This is a genomic window from Telmatobacter bradus, from assembly GCF_048629425.1.
GTDB lineage: Bacteria > Acidobacteriota > Terriglobia > Terriglobales > Acidobacteriaceae > Telmatobacter > Telmatobacter bradus.
Map to the genome: position 1 here is coordinate 2001410 of NZ_CP184532.1, position 23731 is coordinate 2025140.

Below are 23731 nucleotides of genomic sequence, written 5' to 3' on the forward strand. Positions count from 1 at the left end.
ATGAAAATGTATGCACAGTTCAGGAAGCGTATCGGCGTAATTTTGCCTTTATTACTCTTCATTCTTGCCGCAACTTCCAGTTATGCGCAGAATGCTAGATTCGTCGGTCAAGTGACCGATCAGCAGAATAGTGCAATAGGCCACGCCGCAATTGAAATCACCAACCAGGACACCGGAGTGCAACTGCACACGGAAACCGACGCATCCGGATCGTATACCATTCCCTACCTTACGGCTGGGCGCTACCGGATCGTTGTAGAAGCGCCGGGGTTTAACGTCTCCGCGCATGATGTTTCTCTCGCCATGGGACAAGCATTTGTTTTTAATGTGCAACTCACGGTGGGCGGAGCACAATCAACCGTTACGGTCGAAGGCGGATCCGCATCTGTCGCAGAACTGAATACCGAGAATGCCGAGGTCAGCGGTACCATCACCGGCAAAGAAGTCCAGGGCATTCAGCTTAACGGTCGCAACTTCTCACAACTTATTGCACTGGCTCCTGGCGTTAGCAACCAGACACAGCAGGATGAAGCTCGCGTCGGCATGGCGGGTAGTGTTGCATATTCCGTGAACGGCGGTCGCACGGAATACAACAGTTTCCAGGTAGATGGTTCCGAAACGCTCAACGTCGGCATCAATAAGGATCACAGCACGTTGATCGTTACGCCCAGCATCGACGCCATTCAAGAGATCAAAGTTCTGACCTCGAACTACGGAGCGCAGTACCCCAGCACCGGCAACGGCACTACGATTGTCACAACCAAATCTGGCACAGACCAGTACCACGGCAGCGTCTATGAATTCTTTCGCAATGAAGACTTCAACGCCAAAGGGTACTTTGATGTGGGCAACAGCGCTCCTCTCTATCGTCGTAACGATTTTGGCGGAGCCATCGGTGGTCCGCTTTCCATTCCTCACGTCTACAATGCCAAAGGAAAAACGCACTTCTTCTTCTCGGAAGAAGCGCGCATAGAGAAAGATCCTTACGCATACCGGCAGGCGGTTCCGTCTTTGGCAGAGCGCAATGGGGACTTCAGCGACGTATGTCCGGCGGCAACGAATACTGGATATGGAGTTTCTTTTAGTCGAACAGCGTATCCAGACTGTCCGACAGACAGTAGTACATCCTCTGTTACTTTTCCCAACAATCAACTGACCGGCTATGACAATGGCAAATATGAACAGGTTGTGCTGAACCAGAATGCGGTGGCTCTGGAGGGAAACGGCATCTTTCCTTTACCAAACGCTACCAGCGGCTGCAACTCCACGGGCACAGCCTGCTTCAATGGCGATGTTTCTTTGCCGACTTACTGGCGCGAGGAACTCTTCCGCATCGACCATGTGATCAATGATAAATGGCAGACAGGTTTCCGCTACATTCACGATGAATGGGACGAGACAACGCCGGTTCCGCAGTATGCCACCACTCAAAATAGTTATCCGACGATTCAAAACAGATTTTATGCTCCGGGCATGAGCTACGTAGCACGTCTGACTGGAGCGATTTCGCCTACGTTCCTCAATGAATTTATCGCCAGCTATACGAATTCGCACATCACTCTTGCTGATGTTGCTGGTTCGGGAGTGAGCCTGACTCGCCCCGCCGTCCTCAACGACTCTTGTGCCTCCTCTGCCAATATGCAGTGTGGAATGACGACCATCTTCGACAACAACAGCGCAGGAACCGATGGCGTAGCGAAGATGCCGGGGATCTCCATTGCAGGCAACAATGCCGAGTACGGAGGTTATGGTTTTGCCGTGGATCCCAGCTATATGCCGTGGGAGCACAGCAGCCCTACCTACAGCTTTGCCGACAACCTGACCAAAACCTGGAGGCAGCACAACTTTCAATTCGGCGCACAGTGGGTCATCTTCCAGCGGAACCAGATCAATGGTCCGATCGGCGCTGCTACCGGAGATACGCAGGGGCTTCTGACCTTCAGCAATCTTAAAAGTGGCACCGGCAATTCATTTGCCGATTATCTCTATGACTACCTTGACGCATACACACCGGGTGGAGCGGGGCGTATTTCCACCTACCAGCAGGACAGCGGGCAGGGAAGATATCGCCAGCGTTACCAAATTGTCGAGCCGTATTTTCAGGATGACTGGAAGATGACGCCGCGGCTCACGGTCAATCTGGGCCTGCGCTTGAGCCTGTTCGGAACCTTCCATGAATTGAAGAATAATGCTTATAACTGGGAGTCATCTGCCTTCAATACAACTACGGCAAGCGGGGTTACGGTCGACAGCCAGGGAGGGTTGAGGGTTGCCAGCAGCAACAATTCTATTCCAATTTACGAAAGCGACGGCAGCGTCAACCCGCAGATCACAAATGGCATTGTTCAATGCGGCAAGAATGGCATCCCTTCGGGCTGCATGTCTGGCCACCTCTTCAATCCGGCACCGCGTGTAGGTTTTGCCTGGGATCCTACAGGTGGCGGCAAGACAGTTTTGCGCGGCGGTTATGGAATTTTCTTCGAACATGGAACAGCGGATGAAGCAAACACCGGCTCACTGGAGGGTGGCGCGCCCATCGTGCTCAGCATGACCCAGATCAATCCGGCGGGCTGGGGCACGATCGGTGAAGATGACGGCCAATACAACAATATTTTTCAAAGCACTGCCTTTCCGATCAATGTGACAGCTGTTCCCACCAAGGCCGTCTGGTCGTATGTGCAGCAGTGGAGCGCAAGCATCGAACACGAACTGCCTGGAAACGCGCTGGTCATGTTCGCTTATGTAGGCAGTAAGGGAACGCACCTGACCGCGGAGCTTGAAACCAATCAGCTGACTCCGACCAGTAGCAATCCCTATGGTGCGCATGAACCTATGATGACCAAGGGAGCGAATCCGGAATATACAGGAGATGTCGGCGATTGCACCGCAACATCCGCAGTTTCTACGAATACGTCCACCTTTTATTTGAGGAACGGAACGGTCGTTGTACCTGGAGATGCGGGTTATAACAACCTGGTTGCCGCATGTTATGCCTCATCTTCCAGCAGCCCCTCGTCGCCGAACGGTTTGCGCACCTATGCGCCCGGCATCGGCGAGATTTACTCCCTTCAGAATGTTGCCAATTCCAGCTATAACGCCTTTCAGGCTACGCTGCGCAAAGTGCAAGGTCCTCTCACGCTGGGTGTGGCATATACCTACAGCCACTCGCTCGATAACGCTTCTGACAGGTCGGATGCTACCTTCGTTAATTCCTTCAACCTGAAGGGAAACCGCGCCAGCTCTAACTTTGACCAGCGGCACCTGTTGCACGTCAGCTACATCTATGATCTGCCGTTGCTGAAGTTCTTTGATGCTTTTCTGCACTCGGTTGACGATGCCAATACGCCGGAATTTCGTGCCGCTTGGCAGAACTCCCATGTCATTAAAGCGGTATTGGATGGCTGGCAGCTTAGTGGCCTTACGATCTTCGAAACCGGCATACCCTTCACGGTGGTGAACAATGGTAGCCCGACCGGCGTCAGCGCGCTCGATAACGCGGGCGTTGCCAATGGTGTCGGGTCGGGCTCTTACCCTGACCTCTCCGGCATCTCAGCCCATTCGCGCCGACCTGCCGGCGGTAACAATAGCAAGAGTGTGGGCCCGTTGTTGCTCAACCCCGCAGCCTTCATCGCTCCGCGTGGGCTGACCTTCGGTAACGCAGGGCGCAACGACCTGAATAATCCGAGTCGCTGGAACTCCGACATGGCCGTACTGAAACGCTTTCCTGTTTACGCGCGGGTAAATGCGGAGTTTCGCGCCGAGGCATTCAACGTCTTCAACACTACGCAGTTTCGCATCTACGATCCTACGCTGGGCAATCAGGCGGAAAACGAAGTCAGTTGCTACGGAGGCGATGTTGCATACTATAGCGCCGCCGGTGGCGATGGCACGGACTGCCTGACTGGCAGTTCCTTCTTGCATCCGGTTGATGCGCACCGTCCACGCACCATCCAGTTCGCACTTAAATTGATCTTCTGAGAAAGGTGACTTACGAACATGCGCAGCTCACAAAACGGAAGTTCACCCTCAATACGGAGAAAGAATAGGATGAGATTTCTTCATAGTATTTACTCTTCTGCACTCATGGCTTTGATGCTCGCGGCAGTTGTCGTTTTGGCTGGTTGCGGCAGCGGCAAAACTGCGTTGGTTGTTCCCGATCCCTCTGCGACCACAGGCTTGCCGACGCCCGCGACGGCGGGTACGGTCAATACCTACACGGGCCCGCAGACTCCAGGAAAGTGGAGCTTCACCCTCGACAACACGAATGATGTTTTCAGCTATCAGCCGGTCACCTATTCAGCCACTGCGACTACCGGCACAACCACAACGGTGAACGGATTTACAGCACTGAGCAATGGCGGTTATGCGCTGGAGATCGAGGGACGGGCAGCCATCTTGCGGCCGGGAGATTCAACCAACGCACCCGTCTTCGGCGTCCCGCAGACCGAGTGCTATCCCATCACCGGCAAACTCCGCTTCCAATATCTGGACACACGCGGTGGTGGGTACGGAAGCATTGTTGCCAGCACTGATACCACGGGTGCCTCATGGGCTTTTGAGGATCTGGAAGGCATTGGCACTGGTCCGGCATCCTTTACCGCCACATGCAGTACCAGCAGCAATCTTTCCACCATCGGATTCACGGCAGCAGAGACACTACTGGACGACGATTGGTATAGCTTTGACAGCTCCCCCTCGGCACAACAAGAAGCCAATGCGCAGAAGAATATCTGGATCGGACCTACCGGATTCTTTGTAGCCGACCAGAGCGATCCCACGGGAATCATTAACGGAACTACAACGATTACTCCCACTGGTTCTTCTGTGGTTGGCGTGGCGGAGCCGACTTCGGCCTTGTCGGCATCCGATATTGCATCAAAATCCTATCGTGGGTTTCTCTATGAACCAGGTATTTTCGATGAAATCAGTTATCAGTTGAAGGCCGCGGCTCCGACGATCACTGTCCCGGTTTCCTTTACGGGCTTGACTGGTGAGGCTTACCTCAACAACGACGTTACGCAGGCGCTTGATTCCACCACTACCACTATTATCAGCCTGGGAACGCAGGATTCAACCTATAACGGGTTATATCAATCCGTCTCCATTACCGTACTCGACCCTTCTTCAAATTGCGTCACGGCAGTATCTGTAGGCACAACGGGAATTACCACAGGCGTCAACTCTGGCGGCTACATCACCTGCACATTTTCGGGGACAGCGATCGTCGGCAACCCCGGAGGCAAGTATGCCATCTTCGTCACTGCCGATGATTGGGCAACGTATGAGCAATCCCAGGGCGGTGCCTATCACATGCAGCTCTACCTTTTTCAGCAGTAACCACGGCCCGTAGCTATACCAGAAGACAGTGCTGTTTTGTTCGAAGAAAAGAAGGAGAGGCATCAGAATGTATGCAGGAAAAATGATATTCGTCGTGGTACTGCTGTCCGCATGTTATGCCGTCGCACAGGTGCCCACAAAACATGCGAAGCCCAAGACGCAAGAAAAGACTGCCGAGCAGGTGCAGGTGGAGCAAATGAATCAGCAACTGCTCAACAATATGCAGAAGATTCAAGACCAGATGAATGAGATGCAAAAGCAGTTGCAGCAGGCACGCCAGGATGCGGCGGACGCGAAGGCACAGGCTGCCGAAGCCAGCCGCAAAGCCGAAGGTATTGAAGAGGCTACAACTGCGAACACGGGCGCGGTGAACACGCTACAGAGTGCTGTGACCGATATGAAGGGCAACACAGTTTCGCTGGTGCAGACCATTCAGGACAACCAGAAGCAGACCAGGGCCTCTATCGAACATCCAGACATTCTGCACTACAAGGGCATTACTCTCTCCCCGGCAGGGAGCTTCACGGCGGCTGAAACTGTAGATCGCAACCACGCCACCGGCGGCGATATTCCGACGGCGTGGACCTCGATTCCGTTGACAGGCTCGGACATGGCGAAGGTCAGCGAGTTCTTCGGCACCGGTCGCCAGTCGCGTCTTGCACTGCTTGCCGAAAGCAAGGGCGCGCACAATGCCTTCCGTGGCTACTTTGAGATGGACTTTCTCGGCACGGGAACCAGTTCGAATAACAATCAGTCGAATAGCTACGTCATGCGTCAACGGCAGATCTGGGGACAACTGGAAACCGTTGCCGGATGGTCCTTCGCTGGCGGCCAGATGTGGTCTTTGGCGACGGAATACAAGAGTGGTTTGACGCTACGCACGGAGGCTACGCCGCAAAGCATCGACCCGAATTACGTGCCGGGCTTTGTTTGGGAACGGCAGTATGGATTTCGCATCACCAAGCAAGTTAATCCGCATCTTTGGACTGCGGTCTCGCTCGAAAATCCGCAAACGCTTTCGCCGGTCGTGAACGGAGATGTAACCGGCTTGCCGCTGATCCTGTGGGCTAGCCCCGGTGCCAATGGTGGCAACTATAACGCAGCAGCCAACACTTCGAACGGCTCGACACCTGGCTTGATCACAACTTATTCCATGAACGCTGTGCCCGACTTTATTGCCAAGATTGCCTACGAACCAACGTGGGGCGGCCACTACGAACTCTTCGGAGTCTCGCGCTTCTTCCGTGCACGTCTCTATCCGAACGCAACCAAGGCGGAAATCGCAGCAGGCACGGCAACGAGCGTGGGTGCTTACAACGACACTGAATCGGGCGGCGGCATTGGCGCAAGCGCGCGCCGCGCGGTGTTGAACAAGCGCCTGGATTTAGGTCTGAAAGGCTTGTGGGGCACGGGCATGGGACGCTACGGAACCTCGACTATCGCCGACGTGACAGTGCGTCCTGACGGCAAGCTGTCGCCGTTGCATACCTGGTCCGCGCTCTCGACTGTTGAGTGGCACGCCACGCCGCGTTTCGATGTCTACGCCAACTATGGTGGCGATTACGTGAAGCGCACCAACTACACGAACCTCACAACGGGCAATCCGCTGGGTTATGGTGTGGGCACAATCAGCAGCTATACGAACGCCGGTTGCAATACTGAACCTGTGCCGACCGGGACAGGTGGCACGACCAATTATCCGACCACGCCAAGCTCCTGCTCGGCAACTAACCGTGACATTCAGGAGTTTACCGTGGGCTACTGGTACGACTTCTACAAGGGCACGCGAGGACGTTTCCGCCAGGGTATTCAGTACGGCTACGCCCAGCGCAAAACCTGGGCCGACCTGAACGGCCTTGCTCCAGAGGGCCTCGACAATATTTTCGAGACTTCGTTTCGCTATTATCTGCCGTAGGCGGATGCTTCTGGAGGGGTGCAAAGAAATACGGGTTGGTTCGCTATAGCAAAGTGGCTGACGGGAAGATGCGGATTAGGCCTTTTCCTGTCAGCATTTCAACTGTATTTGTCTTGATGTTCAGCTGTCCTCAACTTGTGCCTGCGTTGTTTGTGCTTACCTTGTTGTGGCACATTGCACCGCGGGAAGGGAAGCACGCAGTATCAAAGGAGAGGCGGCAGGATCATTGAACAGAATTTGCAGAGGATTCAACTTATCTTAGCGTGATATTGAAGACAGTACACAGATGATGCAAGCATGAAAAAGCAGACCTTTTCATCGCTCCTTCTCAAGTTTGTTCTCACTGCGCTGACGGTGATTCTTCCATGCAGCGCTACAGCCCAAAGCAGCATTCAGTGGACTACGGCAATCAAGTACGGCAATCTGATAAAGATTGCCGCCAGTGTGGATCCCAGCAGCGATTACTCCACCACAGACAAGGAAAACATCTCCGCTCTCGGCTACACGTACCTGACCACCATTTACGGCAACGACTTTACTGCGACCTACGATCCGAGTCTTACCGACACGGTCAGTTATGGCTTCATTGGAGTCTCTCCTGCCGGAGAACTGGTCACCGTATTGCGTGGCAGCGATACGATTCTGGAATGGGTCGATGACGCCGAGTTCTACTTTGTGGTCAATCCGGTGAGCAACTCGTACGGCTATACGGAAGAGGGATTTTCATCGATTTACAAGTCGCTGCGCGTAGGCACGTCGCAGAGTGCATTGAGCGTGCGCAAGGCCCTTGCCAGCTATATTTCCAAAGGAACCGGCAGCAGTGTCACGCTCGCCGGTCACAGCCTGGGCGGCGCGCTGGCTGAGCTGGGTGGTCTGGACGTTGCGCTGAACACCAGCGCCAAGCCAACCATTTATACCTTCGCCAGCCCCAAGGTGGGTGAATACCTTTGGGTGTACGATTACGACGACCATCTGTCCAGCAGCTACCGGGTCTACAACAGTTCCGATGTTGTGCCAGATCTTCCCCTGTGGCCTTTTGAGCAGGTAAAAACAGGCTTCAAGCTGACCCCCAACACCAGCGTTGTGAGCACCTCGATTGCCTGCTCACACCATCTGACGACCTATATTTACCTGATGGGTCAAGCGGCCGGTGTCAATGCAGGAAGTCTGGATTCAGACTGCGTAGCGAATTAGAGCATTTTCGGAATACATGTAGACTTTTTAAGGGGCGTGCCAGGTGCCTTTTTCTTGAGGAAAAGGCACCTTGGCATCCAGCTTTTGGTCTACACCTTAAAAAGGGCGAGGATAATCCCCGCCCTTTCTCATGCATTATGATATTGACGGCAATGGGATCAACAACGGCGCAAACGCTTACCGGCAGGAGGATGGACGGAATCGCTCAGAATTGAGTAGACGTGAGAAAATCGGTCAAGGATGCAAATGTTGAAATCCATGGACCTGTATACCCTGCAGTATTCTCCATCAAAGTCAGTCCGCACTTCTATGGGGTACACACTCGCTTCGTGCTGGGAGGATTAACAAAGTGCGGAAAGGGTTCACAAGAAGACCAGCGCCGGACGCCCCGGCAGTCTACGCCAAAAACTATATAACACCGGGCGGCCTGGAGCGTCTCAAAGACGAGCGCCAGTTTCTGCTCACCAAAGATCGTCCTGCCGTGACAGAGGTGGTAGCCTGGGCTGCCGGCAACGGAGATCGCAGTGAAAACGCAGACTACCAGTACGGTAAGCGGCGGCTGCGGCAGATTGATGGGCGCATTCGCTTTCTCTCCAAGCGTATTGAAGCCGCGGAAGTGGTGGACCCGGAAACTCCGCGATCAGCGCAGGCGACGGCAAAGGCATATTTCGGGGCGACCGTGCTCTACGCCAATGCCGCCGGAAGTGAGCGAGAGGTGTGCATCGTAGGCACAGATGAGGTGGACCTCGGCCGTAACCACATCAGTTGGGTCTCCCCGCTGGGGCGCGCCTTGCTGAAGTCGACAGAAGGAGACACCGTGCTGCTTCACGCACCGAGCGGCACAGAAGAGCTGACGATCCTGGAAGTGCGCTACGAACGCATTGCTGTAGAACCGTTCCGTGAGCCACCTGGTTCTGTGGCTTCGACCAAGGAACCATCTCAGCGACGCTCATAAGCAACGAGGGATGCGCTGGCCGCAAAAAGCGGGAGGCTCGTCGGCCACGGTGATTTCTTCCAGTTTCTTTACCTGCAGACGAGCACACAGACGCGAGCACACAGACGGTAAGGACTGTTTGGTCAGCCAAGAAGCAGATGCAAGAGATCAATGGCGCCATGGCGACTTTTGAGGACTTATCCGTTTTCGCTAAGCGCATAGAGCTTTCACTAGGCGAGATTCTGGCTGCTGAGCAACCATCGCTGGGTTGTCCTTGTCGAGTGACTGAAGAGCACGCGCCAACTGACCATTCCCTTGCTCACTCTGAGTCTTACGGGAAGGAATCGTGCAATTCTTGACAGCAGACTGTCAGTGTGACATTATGCTGTCATGATGAGGGCATATGAAAAGAACTGCGGGTGGCGACCAATTTACACAGATCGTATTGAGTACCTTCCGTTTGCACGGCACGGTAGTCGCTGCTGGTGACCGAATGGTCGAAGATCTTGGTCTGAGCACTGCCAGATGGCAGGTTTTAGGGATGATCGTCGACCAACTACTCACTGTCTCAGCTATTGCCCGGCGCATGGGATTAACACGGCAAAGTGTGCAGAGAATCGCTGACAGGTTAGTAGCTGAAGGTTTTGCTTCCGCCATCGCTAATCCGGATCATCAATCTGCAAAGCTCTACATTCTTTCAGCGATGGGGAAGCAGGTTATGGCTCAAGTAGAAAAGCGGCAGGCGGCATGGGCCAATCGAATCTCTGACGGCCTAGCTCTCTCCGACTTATCAATCGCTGGAGATTTGTTGCAAACGCTCATAAACCGTCTGGAATCAGACAACGTGGGAGGCTAGACCATGACCATGACACTAACAACGTTCTGTGGAGCAATGGGAATCACTACAGCTCCAGTCGCAGTCTACGATGCCCCAGACGCAACACCTTTCACTCCGGTAATTCCGCTTAAGCAATGCATCTTCGACCATTACCAGGACTTCCAATCAGGCGCCACGATGATTCTGAATCAATCCTCCAAGGGGTGCCCTGGATGCGGTCACTGGATGCTGGGCAAAGGTCGCTTCCCAAGCAAAGATGTAATGATTTCATTCTTGACCGACAAAGAGGGGCTGCGTGAAAACGCGCAACTCACCGAGGCTTGGTTGAACGCTCATCCAACGTTCACACCGCAAAACGGCAATATCTTCATTGGCCCCATCCGGAACGAGCTAAGTAAATATCTCCGGACCATCACATTCTTCGTGAATCCCGATCAGCTCAGTTTTCTTATTTATGCTGCTCACTATCACGCCCATCCGGATGATCCGGAACCTGTCCTCGCTTCGTTTGGCTCAGGGTGTGGACTAATGTACAGTATGTTTCCTGATCTTTCACGCCCTCAGGCAATGGTTGGGGCAACTGACATTGCCATGCGGCCACATTTGCCGCCCGACATTCTCGGCTTTACGGTCACCGTTCCGATGCTCACTCGATTGCTGAGCTTGGATGACGGACATAGCTTCTTGGATAAGCCCTTCCTTAAGCGGCTCAACACCGCCCGCGCTGAATGACTTACCTTCTTGCCGGGAGCCCCTCGATTTTGATACCTGGGAATCTGCCGAATACCGTCAGTCATGATTGCAGTGGCAATTAACTTTCAAGAACGAACCAATGCTCTTATTCAGCTCGGGTTACTTGCCAATGGTCGGATTAGTATTGAAAAACGCCGTTTCCTTCAGCGATACTCCTCAATTTATCGAACCAACTATCTGGCTTGAGGCCCCAACAGCCACCACTACAGCCACTGGCAATAAAAAGGCCACCCGAGTGGGTGGCGGCGGTGTTTCTTGGTTTCTTTAAGCCAATGTTTCTAAAAGCTATATGGCGGAGAGGGGGAGATTCGGGCACGCCGGTTTTTCCAACTTATTTGCCATCAACGGTTTACGGTAACTCGTTGATGTGAAAAACTTTCCTTGGTGTCCACAATTTTTATGATTTTTCTTGCCCCCACGGTTTGGGAGCATTTTCGGGCATTTTGGGACACCATGGATACCAAGCCTTTTCGACCCAAATTCGACCCAAAATTCGCCTCACATGAGAATGAAACATTCGACTCTGGTGTCCAGCGCTCTCTCCGCCACCCTTGGTGTCCGGTTTGGTGTCCAGCGATGTGTCCTGCTTGGTGTCCATTCCGGTGTCGATCCTCGTGTGAAAATGCCGCATTCTCCACCAAGCCGTTTGCAGTGCCGGAAAGGTATTTGGCGTCAATTTGGAGCTTTGGTGTCCACCTGTCGCTTAACCGGCATCTGCGAAGTAGTTTACGCCAATCTGGAGCCAGATATCGGGACTTCCGGAGTGCCAGTAGCTCCGACTACAATCACAAGCTTTCGCGTTTGCATTCTTCCGCAAGGCGATTGAAACAGTAAACTAAAGTTGGTTGGAAATCCATGACAGATAACCAGCAATTGAATAACCCCTCAGGACCGAGCACAGTTACGATCAAGCGGCTTTTCGCTGAATCGGGGAATAGGTGTGCGTTCCCCAAGTGCAAATCTACCATCGTCGAGGGGAAAACGGTGATCGGTAAAATCTGCCACATAAAAGCCAGAGAAAAAGGCGGACCTCGGTTCGATGTGAATCAAACTCCGGCGGAACGGCATGACTATAACAACCTGATCCTGCTCTGTGGAAGGCATCATGATGTAATCGATGACGATCCTGATGCTTACACGGTAGACCGTTTGCAGAAAATGAAATCAGAGCATATGGCGAGTGTTGGGCAACTTTCTGAGGAACAGACTGAACAAGGAGTCAGACTGCTAATCGATCAGTCTCTCTCCACAACATACCAATCCGGTGGAATCACCGCTCATACTGTCAACATTCATTTCAATGGATTGACAACCAGCGGCTCAGCAGAGATCACGAAAGCTAGGATTCACCACCCGACTCTGAACCTCATTTTCACGGGCGCGGATTTTGCTCCAGTCTCGGGTGCAGGCCAAACATTATGGAGCCGCGACATGGGCAGATTCGAGAAACAGTGGGTCGTGGAGCACGGGCAGATTGCACTTTTAGCGAAGTTTACGAACGAGGCTCAAAGGGGGGCTCAGAATGTGGGTGGTCCTGTAAGAGCCCAACTGATTTACCGAAGCCAAGAAGGAGAATTTCGGCGGATTGGAGGATGCTGGTTGGAAGCAGCATCCGACATTATCGAATTTCGCGTCGACGAGACGCAGGAGTTGATAATTGCGGCGATGCTCGATGATCGGGTACACACCGTCGAAAAACGGCGAGTACCAGCCGAGTTCAACATGGAGAGCATTATGACGGAAGAAAAACCAATGCCCGACTTAACGGAAGGGACCGTCGTCGTGCGTCTGACCAACGCGGACACGGGGGACTTTCTGCTTGAACATGAGTTCCGGTTCACTACGAGGCCGCTGAAACTGGTTGAACTATCATAGCTCGTAGTAAATGAGCCGTGCTCGGACAGCTAGCCAAGCTTTCAGAAATTAAGGAACCTATACTTTTCAACTCATTTAAGGAACGCGTTTGGTGACACGATTGGGGATCACAACCTCCTCAAGGATTTCGAGAATGTGCGGGCATCTGGCGTTGTCATCAAGCCGCACGCGATAACCATGTTGACGATGAAGTTCTGCCGCAAGTGCAGTGGTTACATATGCGTAGCAGCTTTCTGTGTAGCTGCCCTTCTCTTCGGAGAAGACGTCAAAGCGTACCTTGTCGTCACCCTGCCGCATCACGCTCTTTCTGTAGGGGCGAATAACGGCCATTTGACCGTGTGCAGCAAACCTCGTAGCGGCTCCGGAAACCATTGAACGCGCAACTATACCGGGTCGATAGCCCCGGTCAACATCAGTACCATCGCGCTTTGCTGCATTCTTCGCTGCTTTATCAATTTGCTTCAGGATGGGCGTTTTCTTCCCGGCTGTCCATTCGAAATGAACTGTCATCCCAACTTTCTGAGATACGGAGAGAAACTCCTTCCAGAGATCAGAATTTTCTACAGGCTCGCCGTGCTGATTGCGCCACCCATTTCTCCGCCACATCTGTGCACGCGATCTATTGTCATCAACATAGCGAGAATCAGTGATGATCTGTACGCGAGATACACCTGACCATGGAGAGTTTCCGCGAATCCAATCAAGCGCACGAATACATGCAAGCAGTTCCATTCGATTGTTGCTGCTTTCAGAGCAGCCAAAATCGAGAATCTGTTCATCTTCTCGACCTAGATGGTCCGGGTACTGCACAATCGCGGCACAGCCGGAACTGCCGCCTGGGTTTCGGTAGCATGATCCGTCGGTGTAGATGTGAAGTGCGCGGGGGTCGAGTTGCATCTTGCTGAGAAGTTTAAATCAAATTTGTAATTCAGGATGCGCAAAAGAAGAGTCCCACGGCTGCAATGCCTATCAACACGCCTCGCATGGTATATGACTATGCCTTCAGCACCCTTTTGAGCACCCTCAATTGCATCAAAGCAGCGCTTCGAACCGTTCCAGTGCTGCTGTCAACTCCCGTTTGGGTAACCGTACCGTCGGATCATCCGCAAAGACGCTGAGAGCCGCATGAAGTGCCTTCACCGTAGTCAAACGCCCCCGGTGAATTTCATCCACGACCCACAGAACCCCGTGAACCTCAATCTTGTTGCTTGTCGCAAGCGCCCTGAGTTGGCCGTCGCCGGTCAGGAGGATGCTATCTGTTCGACTTTCAGCGAGTGCATAAGCAAAGCCATCATGGACGGACAGACGCGGTCTGCTCGTAATGACATCTCGCGCACGGAGCACCTGTTGACCAGGTAAGTCCACAACCTGCAAGCCACCTTGAAGCAGTATTCGCTTATCTGCCGCCGTAAAGCTGAGCAGCTCGTCCTCGAAGAGGGTATTCGGGATGAGAATCTCATACGGAAGGCTCAAAAAGACCCCGAGCAGCGAGGCCTTTTTGAGGTCGATGAGACAACTGCTGTCACTGACGATGATCCGCATTGGCTACCAGCGGTCCTTTCAAACCGGATTCCACCAAGGGTAGAGGAATTCGCAGCAGTTCCGCAGCCTTGCTGAGGGAAACAAAGTCCTCGGCCAGAGCGCGGTAGCAGAGCCGTTCAAAGCGAAGTGGCCGCTCCTGCGATCCGCGCTCGCTTTGCGGTTCCAGTTCTTCCGGTTCCTGAGTCCGCCAGCCACGCGCTACGGTTTGGAAGGCATAGATCAGAACCGGCTCGCTGATAACGCCAATCTGCCGCAATCGCATCAGCAGCGCCACGCCGCTCACGCGATACTGGCGTTTCAGGTAGATCAGTTCCCGGTAGCCGAGGGCATTCCGCTGTTTCCCAACCTCGCGGAGCAGGTGAGCGCGCGGCATGAGGAAGGCACCGGCAAACAGAGTGGCAGCCTTCTCTTCATCCTTGTCGCTCAAACTGGCGGTGTCAATCAGCCGGTGAGCCAATTCGTGGGCCAAGGTCAAGCGCCGGCGCTCCAAAGAAAACTCCTTGTTGACGACAATCACCGGCAGGCCGGGATTGTCCTTGCCGCGACCGACTATGCAGGTAAAGCCGGAAACCCGCTGAGGAAGAGAAACAATGAGCACCTTGAGCCCTTTTTCCTCTAGCAGTTCGGTCATATTGGGAATCGGGTCAATTCCAAGATTCCACTTCTTCCGCACTTCGGTAGCGAGCGCCTCCGCATCGGCCGCTTCGTTCAGACGCCGGAGGGGCGCAATCGGGCACTGCCAAGCCGAACTCTCCAACTCCAGCACATGCTCAATCTGCAAATAGCGTTCAATCCACTCCAGGACTTCGGTCTCAACAACGGCCCGGTCAGCGGCGGTCGTGCTGGCCTTGGTGCGGAACTCTACGCCAGACAGCACAACTCCCTGGGTATCCATCAGGTAAGCGATTGATACACCAAGGGTTTTGGCCAAGGAGATCAGAACGCCCGAACTCGGAATATCCTCGTTGCGTTCATACTTTCCAATGGCCTGTGCGGTGACCCTGTCGTTCATTGCCGCTGCCAAACCCCGGAGGGAAAGGCCAGCCTTACGCCGTGCGAGCTTGATGCGATCTGCGATCATGGCCAACTCCTCTCTCTGATTTACAATTATGCACTACTTAGATGTTTTGTAAACTGATTTTGGTGCAATGTAGAGAACATTTCCAATGGCCGTCGTGGCCGTGTGGCAAATAATCGCATCTGAGAACGCTTTCCATCTGAGTGCGGGTGCTCAGACTCGATAACAGAATTCGTCTGCATAGATGAACTTGGTGGCCGTAGCCAGCGCCGGGGAAGGCCAATCATGCGCCAGCGGAATACCATCATTCCCAATAATCATTGGACTTGAGTCCAGAGGCAGCTTACGTTTCGGCATATCGCGGCCTTTCAGGGCCGCTGGAGGTGCCGATGATTGTCATGCTCACATCCGCCATTCGGCGCAGAATTGCCCGATGGCGGTCTCCTCACTGGATTCGCCCGTTCCTCAGCCTCTTCACCGTGCTCATTGTCTCGCCTGTATTCGCGCACGCAATGAGCAGCTCTCCCTTCGATAGTGGTCTCACCTCGATGCAAACCCTGTTTACCGGAACCGTCGCCAAGGTGGCCAGCCTGATCGCCATCGTAGTAGGCGGCTACCAGTTCGCGCACGGCGAACCGGGCGCGAAGAAAACCCTGGCCGGTGTTGCCGCCGGCACGGGAATCGCCGTCATGGCAACCAACGTTTTGACCTGGCTGTGGGGCAGCTAACCTCAGCCAGTCATCAAGAGTGAGGGGCGTCGATGCAAACACACACCAATAGCCGGAGAACAAACCGCGTCTACAAGAGCTTGCACAAGCCCCTCACATACCTCGGCGTCGAACGCACGTTGTTCTACTTCGTCTGCGTCGGAGCCGTTGGCGCATTCAATCTCTTCAACAGTCTTGTTGCAGGGCTTGCCGTATTTATCGGCGGATACGCTTTCGGGCGTTGGGTCACAACGAGCGACCCGGCCTTTCTGCGCATTCTCGCCAAGTCAGAGCGGTACAAGCTGCGCTACGACGCGGCCAAACAAAGCGTGCCGCGCGTGGAGGTGCTTTGATGCTGCGCCTGGATAAAGTCATCAAACCGTGGAAGGAGGCAGCCGCACTCTGCGACCACATCAATCTGTATGGCTTCTGGAATGAGACGGCATTCCTCACCAAGAGCGGCGATCTTGGCATAGTGCTACAAGTCCCCGGCGTGGATTACGAGAGCCTCGACCATGCCAGCCAGGAGTACGCTGTCAAGCGGTTGGAGTCTGCCCTCAAGTCCTTCGGACCGGGATTCCACGTCTATCAATATCTCTTCAAATCGAATCGGCCGGATATTCCCTTTGCCAGCTACGACGATCCAGTCGTGCAGGCGGCCATCGAGCAGCGCAAGCAGTTCTTCGAGGCCAAACGCGACCACCTCTATCAAATCGAAATCTTCTATTGCATCCTGCTCGAAGGTCCGCGCTCGAAGACCGGTCTGATGGCCGCGCTATCGTGCCTCTTCAGCGATCCCGCTGGTGCGGGCGCTGAGTTGAAGGCGCAGTTTATTGGCAACAGCATGAAGACGCTGCTGCGCTCGCAGATCGAAAGCGACCTCGCGCAGCTCAGCCAGCGCGTGCAGGCGTTTACGCGCCAGCTTGGCGACTTCATGCAGATTCAAATTCTTGACCAGAACGGCCAGTTCAATTTCTTCCGCCGGTTGCTCAACTACGATGAGCGACGCATCGCCGGACGGCCGAAGCACACGCAATTTCTCGACTACCAGGTGGTCAACTCCGATCTTGAAGCGGAGCGCGACCATCTACGCATCGGTGGGCATATTGTCCGTGTGCTAACCATGAAAGAGGCCATCGGAGAGACGCGGCCTCTGGTGCTCGACGCCCTGCTTAAGATTCCGGGGAACTTCTACGTTGTCACCGAATGGGTGCCCCTTGCCGCGGACAAGGCGCGCAAGGAAGTGGACAAGCGGCGTCGCCACTTCAACATCTCGAAGACCGGATTCGTCTCGCAGCTTGGCAACAGCGCCGCCATGGTGAATCCCCGCGATGTGCTGGTCGATGAATCGAAACAGGCCGACATCGAGAACCTCGGCGACTGCCTGCGTGATCTGGGCGAAGGCCAATCGCTGGGCGAGTTCTCGCTGACCATTGTTTTGTATGGCGAGGATAAACGCCAACTCGATCAACTTGCCGGAGAATTCACCGGAGTTTTCACCAATGCTGATGGGAACTTATTCGTAGAGACCTACAATCAGCTCAACGCTTACTTCGCTACGATTCCCGGCAACTACGCAATGAATCTGCGCCGGATGTTCCTGCTGAATACCAACTATGCCGACTTGAGCTTTCTGTTTACCATCCTGCCCGGCGAAAGAACGAATGCGCACCTTGGTACGGAGTACCTCGCCGCGCTTGAAACAGAAAACAGCACGCCCTACTTTCTGAATCTGCATAACGGCGAAGTTGCACATACGCTGATTCTCGGCATGACAGGATCTGGCAAATCGTACTTGTGCTGCTTTCTGTTGCAGAACGCGCAGAAGTACGCGCCGCTGACCTTCATCTTCGACATCGGCGGTAGCTTTGAATCGCTGACAACGATCTTTGGCGGTTCGTATCTCAACGTCGGTCAGGAGGCGCGTGACTTCACCATCAACCCCTTCTCGCTGCCTCAGACCAAGGAGAACCTGCAATTCCTTTTCAGTTTCTTCCGCGTGCTCATCGAAGGCAACGAGCAACGCTATCGGCTTGACTTCAAGGAAGAGCGCAAGCTGTGGGATGCCATCGAGCGGGTGTATATGCTGGAGCCCGATCAGCGCACGATGTCGAACTTCGCCAACATCGTTGGCGAGTTGAAAGAGCGCCTGCACCGCTGGACACGCGGCGGGCAATACGGCTTTCTCTTCGACAACGCCGAGGACACGCTTTCGTTCTCGCGCTTCCAGACTTTCAACTTCCACGGCTGGGGCGATGCGCCGGATGTGCTGGAGCCACTTCTCTTCTATGTCCTGCACCGGGCATCGAATGAAATCAGTGATCCGAAGAAGCTATCCACCTTCAAGCTCTTCCTGCTCGATGAGGCGTGGCTCTTCATTCGCAATGAGACCATCCGCAACTATATTGTGCAGGCGCAGAAGACGTGGCGGAAGCACAACGCCGCGATGATCCTGGCCACGCAGTCCATCAAGGAACTTCAGGAGTCGGGAATGTTGCAGATCGTTTCCGAGAGTTGCCCAACCAAAATCTTCCTCGCTAACCCGGAGATGGACCGCGACGTGTACCGCGAGGCGTTCCATCTGAACGACACGGAACTCGACCTGATTGCCGGTCTCGTTCCTCCGGGCCAAATGCTCATTCGCAAAATGCAGACATCGAAGAAGGTCCAGTTGAACGTCGATTCGGTTTCGCACTGGACGGCGACCAACAATGCCCGCGACAACCTGAAGAAGCGCGATTACTTCGAGCGCTTCGGCATCGCCGATGGCTTACGCCATCTGGCCGAAGACTTTCCCTTCCGGCCGCGCACACAGGCCGGTGTTGTATCAACCAAACCCCAAGGAGCGACCCAATGAACAACAAGCACATCTGCATCGCCGGGCTTGCCCTGGCGCTTACCTCCGTTGCCGCTGTCGCACAGGATGCGTCGGCTCGCACCGTTCAATATCATTCGCAGGACATCGTTCCCATTCACGCCAAGCTGAAGTACACCACGCTGATCGAAGTACCAACAACCGAGAAGATCATGGAGGCCGCCACGGGCGACAAGGACTTCTGGGTTGTCGATGTGGTGGGTAACTTCTGTTTTGTGCACCCGGCCAAGGCCGGCATCAGTTCCAACCTGAACCTCATCACCGACAAAGGCAACATCTATTCGTTCACGCTTCAGGATGTTTCCGGCAGTTCTGTAACGCCGGACCTGAAGGTGATCGTCGAGCCTGCCGACCGCTCCTCGATCGTCGCGGCCAGCGGCCCTCCGCAGTTTGTTCCCGCCGCGCAATTGGAGCAGTCCAAGCAGCAGCTTGCCGCTCTTCAGTCGCACGTCTCCCAGGCAGTGGATGAATACAAGAGCGCGTACCCAACGGAACTCAAGTTCGATTACGTTTACAAGCGGAACGAAGCGCCCTTCGATATTCAGTCGATCTATCACGACGACAAGTTCACTTACATCAAGACCAATGCGCCGGAAAAGTTCAGCGTCTACGAGATGAAGGACGGCAAGCCGAATCTTGTCACCTACGATCTTCGGGACGGAACGTACATCATTCCCAAGGTCATGGACTCGGGATACGTCGAGTTGGGCAAGAAAAAAATGGAGTTCACGCGCAAGGGATAACAGCGAGGTGAGAGATGGCAGAACCGATCATCAATTCTCAGAGTAGTGCGCCTACAGAACCGGAATTGCGCCAGAACCCGCACGAACCGATGGGCGTTTTGCGCAAGAACCTGAAACCTCTGCTCTATCTTGGCGTGGCGGGGCTGGTAATTGCAGCGGCGGTCTTCAGTAGCACTGGCAAGAAAACGCCCGCGCAGCAGGCAGCGGCACAACATGAGCCGCCTCAGCCGATGGTGCAGGATAACACCGACAACAACGTGCAGGATCTCAAGAACCAGCTTGCCACGGAAAAACAGCAGAGTACGCAGGCTGGCCTTACTCCCGCCCAGGCCTCGGCCATGTCAGCATACAGTCCCACGGGACAGCAAACGCCGTGTGTCCCTGGCCAGACCTGCCCGCAGCAACAAAACGGCTACGGACAGGCCGCTGGAGAGCCACAGCTTTCTCCGGCACAACAGGAGGCGCAGCAACTCGCCATCAAAGAACGGCAGCTTGCGTATGATTCTCGCTTCGCCTCGAATCTTGTCTATGCACACCAAGCTGATGCGGCTTCGCCTGCGACGACCGCACGTCAGTCTACAAGTAACCTCGTCGCAGCGCGAGCGGCGGGCGATCCGTCGTTTGCAACTGGCGGGCAAACTTCCGCCAAGCGCAGCGCTGAGGTCAACATTGATTCCGCCGTTGGCCAGCCTTATGTGATCTATGAAGGGACGACGCTGGATACCGTGCTGATGAACCGGCTCGACGGCGATGCCGTCGGTCCGGTCAAGGTGCTCGTGTCCAATCCTGTCTACTCGCACGATCACCAGCACGTCCTGATTCCTGACGGAACCGTCGTGCTGGGCGAGGCCAAGAAGATCGGTTCCGCCGGCTTCGGCCAGCAGCGCCGCATGGCTGTCGCCTTTCACCGCATGATTATGCCAGACGGATATTCGGTCGATCTCGACCAGTTCCACGGTCTCGATCAGATCGGTGCAGAGGGTCTTAAGGACAAGGTCAACAACCACTACCTGCAAATCTTTGGCGCGTCGATTGCGCTTGGCATTGTCTCCGGCGCGGCCGAGATTGAGCAGGGCGGCGGAACGATCAGCACGAGCGGTTCCCAGGCATTTACCTCAGGAACAGCCAGCAGCGTCTCGCAGTCGGCAACCACGGTCCTCGACCGCTTTATTCAGATACCGCCGACCATCACCATCCGCGAGGGGCATCGCGTGAAGGTTTACTTCACCCAGGATATGCTTCTTCCGGCATACGAAAACCACACCATTTCGCAGACATTTTGAAGGAGATATTCATGTACAGCATGGCCAGAATCTTCGCACTGATGGCAGTTCTTGTTTTCACACTTCCCGGCTGCCAGAGCCATCAAGCTAAGATCGATGCGCTCCAGAAGGAATACGACCAGATCAACCAACAATTCGCCAAGGACTGCTCTGCCGAATACCTCAAGGTTCCGCCTACGCTCAGTCCGAAATGTGTTGACGAAAACAAGCAGATGAAGGACGCATGGGACCGGCTGCAAGCAGAGCGCGCGAAGAAGTAGTCACGGAGGACAAAATGAAATTCACGCTCACGTTCGCACTCGTTGCGGCGGCAGGACTCGTGCCGTCCGCACAGGCTCAATTCGGCTCCGGGATCGTCTTCGATCCTACACAATCAGCGCACGCTGTCCAGCAGATTGAGCAATCCAGCCAACTCTACACGACGACAGTAGAGACGACGCGGAACGTCATCGCCGCATACAACCTTGCGCAGCACATGACGACGCTGCCGCAGACACTCTACACCTCTTTCAGCAACCTCGGGCGTCAGCAGTGGACCACTTTAACAACGCCCGCGAACACCTATGGCAACTCCCTGGTATGGATGAACTCCGCATCCACGGGATACGGTGCCGCGTCGGCGAACCAGACGGCCAGCATTCCGCGCACGGGACAGATTGCCGGGTACAGTTCACTGAGTTCTCAGGGCCAGCAAACTATTGCTGCACGCGGCGCAACAGTCGATCTTTCGGACGCTGTAAACGCCAGCAGCTTGCAAACCATCGGAACCATCCGCGCGAATGCCGCGCAGCGTGAATCTGACATCAGCCAATTGGAAGCTGCCACCCACTCCACCGACTCGTCCCAACACACGGAGATGGCAACTTTGCAACGCATCAATCAGGCGCTCCTGATCGAGCTACGAACGCAGCAGGAAACCAATCAGCTTCTCCAGGCGCAGGCGCTGCAACAACTCATTGGGCAGAAGGTGCAGCAGGACAACCTCAAATCACTCTTTCAAACTGGCAACAGCTACCAACAGACCTTCAACAGCGTAACCCCACAGCAGACGAGTTCCGGCACGCAGTGGGCATTTCATTATTGAGGGAAAGGAGCGGCGAACATGGATTTCCTCATCCTCATCAAGAACGGCTGCGACAGTATGACATCAACCGCGTCACCGTCCATCGACTCGCTGGGGTTGCGGATGGTAATTGCGCTAGCCACAATCATGCTCGTCTGGTTCGGTGTACAAGAATCATTGGCTTCGGCTCAGGGAGGCTCCGGCTTCAACATCGCAAAGTTCATCAGCTTCTTTATGCTGATTACCTTCGCCTATTGCTTTGTGAAGTTCTACGACAGCTCGATTCCTGGCATCGGCTACTCGCTCAAGAGCTTCATCAGCGGTGGGACCAGCAGCCTTGTCGATTACATCGGAAGCGACTCGACGCAGGAAGTGCAGACCACCATTCACACAGCATTGAGCAAGGTCGGAACCATGTCCCCTTCGTTGACTGAGCCGTACACCCTGCTCTGCACGTATACGGTTCAGATCATCCTCAGCATCCTGACCGCGCTGATTGGCGTCATCATCGCCTATGGCGCAATCGGAGCGGCGGTCATTGGCCTGCTCGGACCGGTATTCATCCCGTGGATGGTTTTCGACAAAACCGACTTTCTCTTCTGGGGATGGCTCAAGGCTTTTCTTGGCTTCGAGTTCTACAAGGTCGTAGCCGCGGCAACCATGAGCGTGATGAGCCACCTTCTCATCTCCTATCTCACCAGCGGCGCAATGAACGTGAGCAGTCCTTCCAATCTGATTTACGTAATGCCGGGCCTACTCATTCTCTGCATTGTTGCCGGCTTCGTTCTGCTCAAGATTCCCACCATGACCGCGACGCTCTTCTCTGGCCATACCGGAGGACACGGCATGGGAATGGGCGGTCTGATTACCGCCGCGATTATCCGAGCGGTGTAGCAGTAAGGAGGCAACGAAATGGCAACCATGACCAGACCAACATCCGACATCACCCGCGCAGCGGAGCGGTACTTGGAACAGTACGGCGACCCGCTGGTCATGAACACCTATTTGAAGGTGACGATTCTTGTCCTCTGCGCGGTCTCTCTCGCACTGGCGGCGCTTGCTTACAAGAGTCAGCAAGCGCTTGCCAATATGCACCCCATGATTGTCCGCATCAATGACGTTGGCCGCGCCGAGGCGATTGACTATCGCAATTTCCAATACCGCCCGCAGGAAGCCGAGAACAAATACTATCTCACGCGCTGGGCGGAACTGTACTTCGCGCGCAATCGCTTCACGATTGAGCGTGACCAGACAAACGCTCTCTACTTCCTGAACAGCGACGTGCAGCGTGCCGTGATCGAGCAGGAACGCAAGGACAGCATCATCCAGAACTACGTCCGGGACAGCACGCTTCCGTATGTCGATGTGGAGGTCAAGAACGTCGTCCTTGACGACCTGCGGCAGTCGCCCTATTCGGCGCGCGTCGAGTTCGAGAAAGTCTACACGAATACGGCGGATCATACCGAACTCAAGCGCGAGCGTTGGACGGCCAGCGTGACCTACGTCTTCCGCGACAGCGTGAAGAACAATGAGCTGGCGGTTAATCCTCTCGGATTGACCATCGTCCGCTTCAGGGCCGACCAGGCGTTCGAGTAGTCGAAGCCACTCCCATAACGAGGTGTTTCATGTCCACACGCGGCCACAAATCGCGGCA

At 54.6% G+C, this 23731-nt stretch carries 20 protein-coding genes; 17 read left to right on the plus strand and 3 right to left on the minus strand.

Annotated elements, in window-relative coordinates:
* The 8 genes from ACOBR2_RS08535 to ACOBR2_RS08570 all read left to right on the plus strand — a co-directional run bounded on the left by ACOBR2_RS08535 (position 1) and on the right by ACOBR2_RS08570 (position 12846).
* Entirely contained in the window at positions 1 to 3978 is a 3978-nt protein-coding gene (locus ACOBR2_RS08535) for a carboxypeptidase regulatory-like domain-containing protein (protein WP_420239599.1), read from the plus strand.
* A 105-nt stretch (positions 3979 to 4083) separates the two neighbouring features.
* Positions 4084 to 5337, plus strand: coding sequence for a hypothetical protein (locus ACOBR2_RS08540; RefSeq protein WP_420239600.1), 1254 nt, complete (start codon positions 4084 to 4086; stop codon positions 5335 to 5337).
* Between the two features lie 67 nt (positions 5338 to 5404).
* Positions 5405 to 7252, plus strand: a complete 1848-nt coding sequence (locus ACOBR2_RS08545; protein WP_420239601.1) for a hypothetical protein — start codon at positions 5405 to 5407, stop codon at positions 7250 to 7252.
* Between the two features lie 297 nt (positions 7253 to 7549).
* Positions 7550 to 8446: a lipase family protein gene (locus tag ACOBR2_RS08550; RefSeq protein WP_420239602.1), complete on the plus strand. Its 897-nt coding sequence runs from the start codon at positions 7550 to 7552 to the stop codon at positions 8444 to 8446.
* 349 nt (positions 8447 to 8795) lie between these two features.
* Entirely contained in the window at positions 8796 to 9401 is a 606-nt protein-coding gene (gene greB, locus ACOBR2_RS08555) for a transcription elongation factor GreB (protein WP_420239603.1), read from the plus strand.
* Between the two features lie 382 nt (positions 9402 to 9783).
* Positions 9784 to 10236 (plus strand): MarR family winged helix-turn-helix transcriptional regulator, encoded by a 453-nt coding sequence (locus ACOBR2_RS08560; protein WP_420239604.1) that lies wholly within the window; start codon positions 9784 to 9786, stop codon positions 10234 to 10236.
* 3 nt (positions 10237 to 10239) lie between these two features.
* A complete protein-coding gene (locus ACOBR2_RS08565) occupies positions 10240 to 10950 on the plus strand; it encodes a DUF169 domain-containing protein (RefSeq protein ID WP_420239605.1) in 711 nt (236 codons plus the stop codon).
* Positions 10951 to 11826: 876 nt separating this feature from the next.
* Positions 11827 to 12846, plus strand: a complete 1020-nt coding sequence (locus tag ACOBR2_RS08570; RefSeq protein ID WP_420239606.1) for a hypothetical protein — start codon at positions 11827 to 11829, stop codon at positions 12844 to 12846.
* A 75-nt stretch (positions 12847 to 12921) separates the two neighbouring features.
* Here ACOBR2_RS08570 and ACOBR2_RS08575 read toward each other — a convergent pair whose 3' ends face one another.
* The 3 genes from ACOBR2_RS08575 to ACOBR2_RS08585 all read right to left on the minus strand — a co-directional run bounded on the left by ACOBR2_RS08575 (position 12922) and on the right by ACOBR2_RS08585 (position 15469).
* Complete coding sequence (locus ACOBR2_RS08575) at positions 12922 to 13743, minus strand: RNase H family protein (RefSeq protein WP_420239607.1); 822 nt, start codon at positions 13741 to 13743, stop codon at positions 12922 to 12924.
* A 135-nt stretch (positions 13744 to 13878) separates the two neighbouring features.
* On the minus strand, positions 13879 to 14388 hold the full coding sequence (locus ACOBR2_RS08580; RefSeq protein WP_420239608.1) for a hypothetical protein: 510 nt from the start codon (positions 14386 to 14388) through the stop codon (positions 13879 to 13881).
* Complete coding sequence (locus tag ACOBR2_RS08585) at positions 14369 to 15469, minus strand: helix-turn-helix domain-containing protein (RefSeq protein ID WP_420239609.1); 1101 nt, start codon at positions 15467 to 15469, stop codon at positions 14369 to 14371. Before ACOBR2_RS08585 ends, ACOBR2_RS08580 begins: the two co-directional genes overlap by 20 nt.
* Positions 15470 to 15795: 326 nt before the next feature.
* Here ACOBR2_RS08585 and ACOBR2_RS08590 point away from each other — a divergent pair, with 326 nt between their 5' ends.
* The 9 genes from ACOBR2_RS08590 to ACOBR2_RS08630 are packed head-to-tail and all read left to right on the plus strand — an operon-like array spanning position 15796 to position 23673.
* Positions 15796 to 16134 carry a TrbC/VirB2 family protein gene (locus tag ACOBR2_RS08590; protein ID WP_420239610.1) on the plus strand — a complete coding sequence of 113 codons (339 nt, stop codon included), beginning with the start codon at positions 15796 to 15798 and terminating at the stop codon, positions 16132 to 16134.
* A gap of 32 nt (positions 16135 to 16166) precedes the next feature.
* Positions 16167 to 16466: a VirB3 family type IV secretion system protein gene (locus ACOBR2_RS08595; RefSeq protein ID WP_420239611.1), complete on the plus strand. Its 300-nt coding sequence runs from the start codon at positions 16167 to 16169 to the stop codon at positions 16464 to 16466.
* Positions 16466 to 18970 carry a VirB4 family type IV secretion system protein gene (locus ACOBR2_RS08600; protein ID WP_420239612.1) on the plus strand — a complete coding sequence of 835 codons (2505 nt, stop codon included), beginning with the start codon at positions 16466 to 16468 and terminating at the stop codon, positions 18968 to 18970. The genes ACOBR2_RS08595 and ACOBR2_RS08600 overlap by 1 nt, the downstream gene beginning before the upstream one ends.
* On the plus strand, positions 18967 to 19731 hold the full coding sequence (locus ACOBR2_RS08605) for a TrbG/VirB9 family P-type conjugative transfer protein (RefSeq protein WP_420239613.1): 765 nt from the start codon (positions 18967 to 18969) through the stop codon (positions 19729 to 19731). Before ACOBR2_RS08600 ends, ACOBR2_RS08605 begins: the two co-directional genes overlap by 4 nt.
* 14 nt (positions 19732 to 19745) lie before the next feature.
* Complete coding sequence (locus tag ACOBR2_RS08610; RefSeq protein WP_420239614.1) at positions 19746 to 21014, plus strand: TrbI/VirB10 family protein; 1269 nt, start codon at positions 19746 to 19748, stop codon at positions 21012 to 21014.
* 20 nt (positions 21015 to 21034) lie between these two features.
* Positions 21035 to 21274 carry a hypothetical protein gene (locus ACOBR2_RS08615; RefSeq protein ID WP_420239615.1) on the plus strand — a complete coding sequence of 80 codons (240 nt, stop codon included), beginning with the start codon at positions 21035 to 21037 and terminating at the stop codon, positions 21272 to 21274.
* A 14-nt stretch (positions 21275 to 21288) separates the two neighbouring features.
* Positions 21289 to 22098, plus strand: a complete 810-nt coding sequence (locus ACOBR2_RS08620; protein ID WP_420239616.1) for a hypothetical protein — start codon at positions 21289 to 21291, stop codon at positions 22096 to 22098.
* A gap of 18 nt (positions 22099 to 22116) precedes the next feature.
* Positions 22117 to 22971: a type IV secretion system protein gene (locus ACOBR2_RS08625; RefSeq protein ID WP_420239617.1), complete on the plus strand. Its 855-nt coding sequence runs from the start codon at positions 22117 to 22119 to the stop codon at positions 22969 to 22971.
* Positions 22972 to 22989: 18 nt separating this feature from the next.
* The gene (locus tag ACOBR2_RS08630; protein ID WP_420239618.1) at positions 22990 to 23673 is read left to right on the plus strand and encodes a VirB8/TrbF family protein; all 684 of its coding nucleotides are present in this window, start codon (positions 22990 to 22992) and stop codon (positions 23671 to 23673) included.
* Positions 23674 to 23731: the final 58 nt, after the last annotated feature.

Excerpts from the sequence above, each read along its gene's own strand:
- ACOBR2_RS08535 (WP_420239599.1), top strand. The coding sequence starts at position 1 with ATGAAAATGTATGCACAGTTCAGGAAGCGTATCGGCGTAATTTTGCCT.
- ACOBR2_RS08540 (WP_420239600.1), top strand. The coding sequence starts at position 4,084 with ATGGCTTTGATGCTCGCGGCAGTTGTCGTTTTGGCTGGTTGCGGCAGC.
- ACOBR2_RS08545 (WP_420239601.1), top strand. The coding sequence starts at position 5,405 with ATGTATGCAGGAAAAATGATATTCGTCGTGGTACTGCTGTCCGCATGT.
- ACOBR2_RS08550 (WP_420239602.1), top strand. The coding sequence starts at position 7,550 with ATGAAAAAGCAGACCTTTTCATCGCTCCTTCTCAAGTTTGTTCTCACT.
- ACOBR2_RS08560 (WP_420239604.1), top strand. The coding sequence starts at position 9,784 with ATGAAAAGAACTGCGGGTGGCGACCAATTTACACAGATCGTATTGAGT.
- ACOBR2_RS08565 (WP_420239605.1), top strand. The coding sequence starts at position 10,240 with ATGACCATGACACTAACAACGTTCTGTGGAGCAATGGGAATCACTACA.
- ACOBR2_RS08570 (WP_420239606.1), top strand. The coding sequence starts at position 11,827 with ATGACAGATAACCAGCAATTGAATAACCCCTCAGGACCGAGCACAGTT.
- ACOBR2_RS08575 (WP_420239607.1), bottom strand. The coding sequence starts at position 13,743 with ATGCAACTCGACCCCCGCGCACTTCACATCTACACCGACGGATCATGC.
- ACOBR2_RS08580 (WP_420239608.1), bottom strand. The coding sequence starts at position 14,388 with ATGCGGATCATCGTCAGTGACAGCAGTTGTCTCATCGACCTCAAAAAG.
- ACOBR2_RS08585 (WP_420239609.1), bottom strand. The coding sequence starts at position 15,469 with ATGATCGCAGATCGCATCAAGCTCGCACGGCGTAAGGCTGGCCTTTCC.
- ACOBR2_RS08590 (WP_420239610.1), top strand. The coding sequence starts at position 15,796 with ATGATTGTCATGCTCACATCCGCCATTCGGCGCAGAATTGCCCGATGG.
- ACOBR2_RS08595 (WP_420239611.1), top strand. The coding sequence starts at position 16,167 with ATGCAAACACACACCAATAGCCGGAGAACAAACCGCGTCTACAAGAGC.
- ACOBR2_RS08600 (WP_420239612.1), top strand. The coding sequence starts at position 16,466 with ATGCTGCGCCTGGATAAAGTCATCAAACCGTGGAAGGAGGCAGCCGCA.
- ACOBR2_RS08605 (WP_420239613.1), top strand. The coding sequence starts at position 18,967 with ATGAACAACAAGCACATCTGCATCGCCGGGCTTGCCCTGGCGCTTACC.
- ACOBR2_RS08610 (WP_420239614.1), top strand. The coding sequence starts at position 19,746 with ATGGCAGAACCGATCATCAATTCTCAGAGTAGTGCGCCTACAGAACCG.
- ACOBR2_RS08615 (WP_420239615.1), top strand. The coding sequence starts at position 21,035 with ATGGCCAGAATCTTCGCACTGATGGCAGTTCTTGTTTTCACACTTCCC.
- ACOBR2_RS08620 (WP_420239616.1), top strand. The coding sequence starts at position 21,289 with ATGAAATTCACGCTCACGTTCGCACTCGTTGCGGCGGCAGGACTCGTG.
- ACOBR2_RS08625 (WP_420239617.1), top strand. The coding sequence starts at position 22,117 with ATGGATTTCCTCATCCTCATCAAGAACGGCTGCGACAGTATGACATCA.
- ACOBR2_RS08630 (WP_420239618.1), top strand. The coding sequence starts at position 22,990 with ATGGCAACCATGACCAGACCAACATCCGACATCACCCGCGCAGCGGAG.